The 5937-nt window shown below is 70.2% G+C and carries 5 protein-coding genes; 2 read left to right on the top strand and 3 right to left on the bottom strand.

All coding sequences use genetic code 11. The features are described from left to right. The 3 genes from ABTY04_RS40085 to ABTY04_RS40075 all read right to left on the bottom strand — a co-directional run. Positions 1 to 551 (bottom strand): hemopexin repeat-containing protein (locus ABTY04_RS40085; protein ID WP_352218367.1); only part of this gene is annotated, 551 nt, incomplete at its 3' end. Between the two features lie 655 nt (positions 552 to 1206). Next, positions 1207 to 2508 carry a sensor histidine kinase gene (locus tag ABTY04_RS40080; protein ID WP_352218366.1) on the bottom strand — a complete coding sequence of 434 codons (1302 nt, stop codon included), beginning with the start codon at positions 2506 to 2508 and terminating at the stop codon, positions 1207 to 1209. Next, a complete protein-coding gene (locus ABTY04_RS40075; RefSeq protein WP_352218365.1) occupies positions 2505 to 3179 on the bottom strand; it encodes a winged helix-turn-helix domain-containing protein in 675 nt (224 codons plus the stop codon). Before ABTY04_RS40075 ends, ABTY04_RS40080 begins: the two co-directional genes overlap by 4 nt. Before the next feature lie 195 nt (positions 3180 to 3374). On the opposite strand from ABTY04_RS40075, the gene ABTY04_RS40070 reads away from it, so the two are divergent. Both ABTY04_RS40070 and ABTY04_RS40065 read left to right on the top strand, forming a co-directional pair. Next, the gene (locus tag ABTY04_RS40070; protein ID WP_352218364.1) at positions 3375 to 5330 is read left to right on the top strand and encodes a glycoside hydrolase family 9 protein; all 1956 of its coding nucleotides are present in this window, start codon (positions 3375 to 3377) and stop codon (positions 5328 to 5330) included. Between the two features lie 231 nt (positions 5331 to 5561). Beyond that, positions 5562 to 5937, top strand: a 376-nt coding sequence (locus ABTY04_RS40065; protein WP_352218363.1) for an arylamine N-acetyltransferase family protein, incomplete at its 3' end; no start/stop codon positions are given.

The raw sequence follows: 5937 nt of genomic DNA, 5'->3' as shown, positions 1-5937 counted from the left end.
TTCGGATATCCGGCGTCGACCTTGTCGGTGGCGATGTCGTACCGCATGTACTCGGAGCCGCGGAAGAAGAACGCCTTGCCGTTGTTCCACACAACGCCGCCGTCGAGGTCCGAGGCCCACAGGCCGGGCCAGTTGCCTGCGATCGGCTTCGGATATCCGGCGTCGACCTTGTCGGTGGCGATGTCGTACCGCATGTACTCGGAGCCGCGGAAGAAGAACGCCTTGCCGTTGTTCCACACAACAGCGGCGTCGATGTGGTCCGGGAACAGGCCGGGCCAGTTGCCGGCGATCGGCTTCGGATAGCCGGCGTCGACCTTGTCGGTCGCCATGTCGTACCGCATGTACTCGGTACCGCGGAAGAAGAACGCCTTGCCGTTGTTCCACACAACAGCGGCGTCGACGCGGGAAGGGAACACGCCCGGCCAGTGGGCGGCGATCCGCTGGGGGTAGCCGGGGTCGACCTTGTCGTTGGCGATGTCGTAGCGGTAGTAGCTTCCGCCGTCGAACATGTACGCCTTGCCGTTGTTCCAGAGCGCTGGTGCGGTAACCATCTGCCCGAGCACCTCCTGAGTGTCGCGGTCGCATTGTGGGCCTGCCCCGACAACATTCCACACCCGTCCGGCGTGAGGAGGGACCGTCCGGAGCTTGATCGTTCCTGCAAGGGACATGACCACCCGCACAGCCCTGTGGTCTGCGCGGCTCACCACAGGAAGCATTCAGCACGGCTTAACTCAGGGCGATTTGCTGGAACCTCGCCGCCAAGGCGTACGACGCCTCCTCCCGCGCCGGCGCCTGGACACACCGGGCACGAGAAGAAGCACAACATCACGCGGCGGAGCGGCACGCCCCGCCGATGCGTCAGATCCGGGGCCGGATCGAGCAGTCCGCGCAGACGAGCCGGCTGGCGCAACGGACACCGGGGAGCGGGCCGCCGTCCCTGACCGCCGGCCAGGGCGACATCCCGATCAAATCGCACGTGAATACAGCCCTCTGTCCAGCCGGAGGTCCGCCCTCTGTCCGCGTGGAATACCGCAGGTTGCGCATACCGCATCTACATCGGTGCTGGTGGAGGAGGGGCCCGGGGGCGAGCACACCGTGCGTTCCGGGAAGCGGGAGCACGGGGGAAGGCGGAAGGGCCCTGACAGGGCTCCGGAGAGCGCTTCCTGGTCGCGCTGGGAGCGGTCGGGGGCGACGCACGCGGACGGGTTACGGGCACACGCCTCTCGTGACCCCGTGACCCCCTTTGTCGTCAATCCCTCGTGGGCAGGGCAGGGGCAGGAGGAGTTCTGCCTGGAGTCCGCCGCCCGGCGCCGCGGCGAGGCGGGTGGTGCCGCCATGGAGATCGGCGACCCATTTGACGATGGCGAGGCCGGTTCCCGTGCCGGTGCTGCCGGGTCCGGTGACGCGACGTCGGAAGAGCCGTTCACGGTCCCTGGCCGGCACGCCGGGGCCGTGGTCTCGCACGACGACGCGCCCGTCGGTGACGTTGACGTGGACCGGTGTGCCGCCGCCGTGCCGCAGCGCGTTCTCGATCAGATTGCGGACCGCCTGAGCGAGCAGCTCGGGGTCGCCGACGACCACTACAGCCTCGGTGGCGGCCGTGACCCCGGTGTTGTCGGGGAGTTCCTCAACGGCCTGTTCGACGAGCTGGTCGAGACGGAGCGGGGTCAGCTCGACCTCGTGCGTGCCAGCCTCGACCCGGGCCCGGACCAGCAGGCCGGTGACCAGGCGGCCCAAGCGGTCGACCAGCCCGATGGCCTCGTCCAGGGCCGCAGGCGCCCGGCTCGGCGAGATGCTGCCGCCTTCCACCACCAGGCGCAGGGTGGCCAGCGGGGTGCGGAGCTCGTGGGCTGCCTCGGCGAGGAACTGTTCCTGCTGGTCGAGTCCCCGTAGCGCGGGACGCATCGACCGCCCGGACAGGAAATGCCCGACAGCGGATGCGACCACCACGAGAGCCGCGCAGCCCAGGACGAGCCAGCGGATGAGCCGGTCATGGGCAGCCCGGCTCTGTGCGGAGTCGGCTCCGACCAGCACGGCGGCGCCGATCCGGTCGTCGTCCCAGACGGGGGCAGCGGCCCACTGGACCTCCCGGCCGCCGGTCTCGGTGGCGACCAGGACGGTCTCCTGTTCGTGCTGCACCTGTTGCCAGATCTCGTCCAGGCCGGCCTGATCTGGCAGGGCGGTGCGCGGGCCGGGGGCGTGGCGGATCTGGGGCCGGCCTGGCGCGGGTGCCTGGATGACGGCGAGCCGCTCGGCGCTCAGCGCCAGGTCGTCCTCGGCCAGGGCGTCAAGATGCAGGGCGCCGCGCTCGAAGTACACGGTGCGGGCGAGGCCGTCGGCCCGGCGGCTGACGCCGTTGTCGAGATCACTCTCGCGGGACTGGGCGTCAATGCGCGCCGCCAGGACGGCGAGGATCAGCAGGCACAGGGCGGTGGTCGCGGCGAAGAGCAGCGTCGTCGCCCACCGGGCGCGGTGCAGGCGCGCCGGCGCGGGGGCGCGCCGCGTCACAGCGCGGGAGCCGGATCAGCGAGCCGGTAGCCGACGCCACGCACGGTCGAGATGATCTCGGGCGGCCCGAGTTTGCGGCGTAGCTGGCCTATGAGGACGTCGACGACGTTGGAGAGTGGTTCGGCGTTTTCGTCCCAGCAGCGCTCGATGAGGTCGGTGCGGCTGACCACCTCACCTGCGCGCAGCATCAGGACCTCCAGGACGGCGAACTCCTTCGCGGTGAGAGTGAGCAGCACACCCGCCCGCCGTACGCGGCGGCGGGGCAGGTCGAGTTCAAGGTCGCCTGCACGGAGTTGGGGAAGGCGTGCGGGCTGAGCGCGGCGGCACAGGGTGCGTACGCGTGCGGTGAGTTCGGCGAAGGCGAACGGCTTGACGAGGTAGTCGTCGGCGCCGTGTTCGAAGCCGGCGACGCGGTCGGTGACGGCGTCGAGGGCGGTGAGGAGGAGGACGGGGACGGTGGAACCTCGTGTGCGCTGGGCGGCGAGGAGGGTGAGGGCGTCGCCGTCGGGCAGGATGCGGTCCGCGATCAGGCAGTCGTAGGTGTTGACCGCGAGCTTGAAGTCCGCGCCGGCGAGGTCGGCGGCGAAGTCGACGGCGAACCCCGCCTCGCGTAGGGCGGTGGTGATCACGGGGCCGAGGTCGGGGTCGTCCTCAAGGACAAGTACGCGCATGACGGGCGAGCCTAGTAGGTCGAAATGGTCTTGAACTCGGGGTGGCGGCGGTTGCGATGGTACGACGCGCTGTGTGGCTGTTCGGGAAGCTGATCGGCGGAGGCACGAGGACTGCTGCCGCGAGGCGGACCGGCTGGGCCGGAACCGATCGGTCGTCTCATGATCGCCTCATGAACGGGCTGGCAGCCTGCGGGCATGGCAAGAATTCGTAACCACGCAATCGGCATGACCGCGGCCGTCCTGGCCGCCACCGTCCTCGCAGCGGGCTGCGTCCAGTCCGCGCAGGGAGCGGGCGCCGACTTGGCGGGAGGCCCGCGCGCGGTGGTCCGCGTCGACCAGGTCGGCTACACCCCCGGCGAAACCAAGCAGGCCTACCTGATGACCTCCGTCTCCGCCTCCAAGGCTTCCTTCACCGTCCGCGACGCGGACGGGAAGGAGGTCCTGAAGGGCAAGGCCGGCACGTCCACCGGAGGCTGGAACAGCAGGTACAAGGCCGTCCATACCCTGGACCTGTCCCCTCTCACCGAACCGGGCGACTACCGGATCGAGGTATCCGGGCCCGTCACGGCAACCTCCCCGACGTTCCGCATCGCCGCGGCGGACGAACTGTTCGGCAAACTCATCCAGGACAACGTCCGCTTCTTCCAAGCCCAGCGCGACGGCGCCGACGTCATACCCTCGGAACTGCAACGCAAGCCCTCCCACCTGGCCGACCGCCAAGCCACCGTCTACGACACCCCCGCCTACGCCGACGACGAGACGGTCCTGACCGCGCCCCTCAAGCGCGTCGCGGGCCCGGTCGACGTCGCGGGTGGATGGAACGACGCCGGCGACTTCCTCAAGTTCACCCACACCGCCTCCTACTCCACCGCCGGCCTCCTGCTCGCGCAGCGCACCACCCCTGTCGGCGGGAAGGAGCTGGCGGCCGAGGCACGCCACGGGCTGGACTGGCTGGACAAGATGTGGGACGACACGTCCCGCACCCTCTACCTCCAGGTCGGGCTCGGCAAAGGCGACTCCGACGACGGCAGCGGCAAGGTCCGCTCCGACCACGACGTGTGGCGCCTACCGGAGGCAGACGACGCCCTCAACGTCAAGCCCGGCGACCCCGACTACCTGATCAAGCACCGGCCGGTCTTCCGCGCCGCACCCCCCGGCAAGCCGATCAGCCCCAACCTCGCCGGACGCGTCGCCGCCACCTTCGCCCTGGCCGCCCAGCTCGACGCCGCCGACAACCCCGAGCGGGCGCACAACGAACTGGAGAAGGCCGCACACATCTACGCACTCGCAGACACCAACCCAGGAGACCAGCTGGTCACCGCCTTCCCGCACGGCTTCTACCCCGAGGCGTCCTGGCAGGACGACATGGAATTCGGCGCCACCCAGCTCGCCCTCGCCGGCCAGACCCTCAACGACAGCCGCGCCACCGCCTGGACCAGGCAGGCCGCGCACTGGGCCAAGCAGTACGTCACCTCGGACAGCCTCGGCACCCTCGGGCTCGGCGACGTGAGCGCCCTCGCCCACGCCGACCTCGCCCACCTCCTCGACAACAACGCCACCAGCACCGAAGTCACCCGCGAGCAGCTTGTCGCCGACCTCAAGCGCCAGCTCGACGACGGCAGCACCCGCGCGGCCCGCGACCCCTTCCGCGCCGGCGCCGTCTACACCGACTTCGACTCCGTGCCCCACATCTTCGGTCTGGCCGCCACCGCCCAGCTGTACGAGCGCGTGACCGGCGACAGCCGCTACGACGCCTTCGCCACCCAGCAGCGCAACTGGGCCCTGGGCGCCAACGCCTGGGGCTCCTCCTTCGTCATCGGCGCGGGCACCACGTTCCCGCACTGCCCCGAGCACCAGGCCGCCAACCTCGCCGGCGACCTCAACGGCGAAGGCGACATCCTCCTCGGAGGCGTCGTCAACGGCCCCAACGCCGCCGCCAAGCTCAAGGACCTCAACTCCTTCCCCACCATGCGAAAGTGCCCGAGCGACCAGGCCAACCCCTTCGCCGTCTTCGACGGCCGCGGCGGCGGCTTCATGGACCACGTCGGCGCCTGGCAAACGGTCGAATCCGCCGACGACTTCACTGCCACCGCCCTGCTCGACTTCACCCTCGCCGCCGCACCCCACAACGAAAGCAGCAAGGCCAACTGACGACCAAGACCCTCGCGATCCGTCGCGCGAGAAGGCGCACGTACCAAGCGAACCGGCGGGAGCCCAGCGCGCAGCGAGCCCCCGCCGGACACACAGCGTCGATGAGCAGACGTCGAACGCGACGAAGCAGACCGGCCACCGGGCGGGGGCCGCCGTACTCCCCGCCCGGCGCGGACGACGTCGGTCCGGCGAATTATTCTCTGATCATCCGTTCGGACGGTGAGGGGGAGCATGATCGACGTCGATGGGTACCTGGCCGTGCTGGGGGTGGAGCGGCCGGTGGCCCCGACCGCCGAGGTGCTGTGGGCACTGCACCGGGCACAGGTGGAACGGGTCGCCTACGAGACGCTCGACAACCAACTGGGGCGGCTGACGGGCATCGGTGCCACAGAGTCCGTGGCCCGGATCCTGCGAGGGCGCGGTGGCTACTGTTTCCACCTCAACGGGGCCTTCGCCGCGCTGCTGGTGGCGCTCGGCTACGACGTGACTCTGCACCGGGCCGGGGTGCAGGACGAGGTCGAGGACCCCGCGGGCCCGGATGGCGATCATCTCGCGCTCACCGTGCTGCTGGACGGCGAGCGGTGGCTGGTCGACACCGGGCTCGCCG

It is taken from the genome of Streptomyces sp. NPDC097981, assembly GCF_040302565.1.
Classification (GTDB): domain Bacteria; phylum Actinomycetota; class Actinomycetes; order Streptomycetales; family Streptomycetaceae; genus Streptomyces.
The sequence above is the reverse complement of the archived record's forward strand: the minus strand, read 5'-3'. Positions and strand labels throughout refer to the sequence as shown.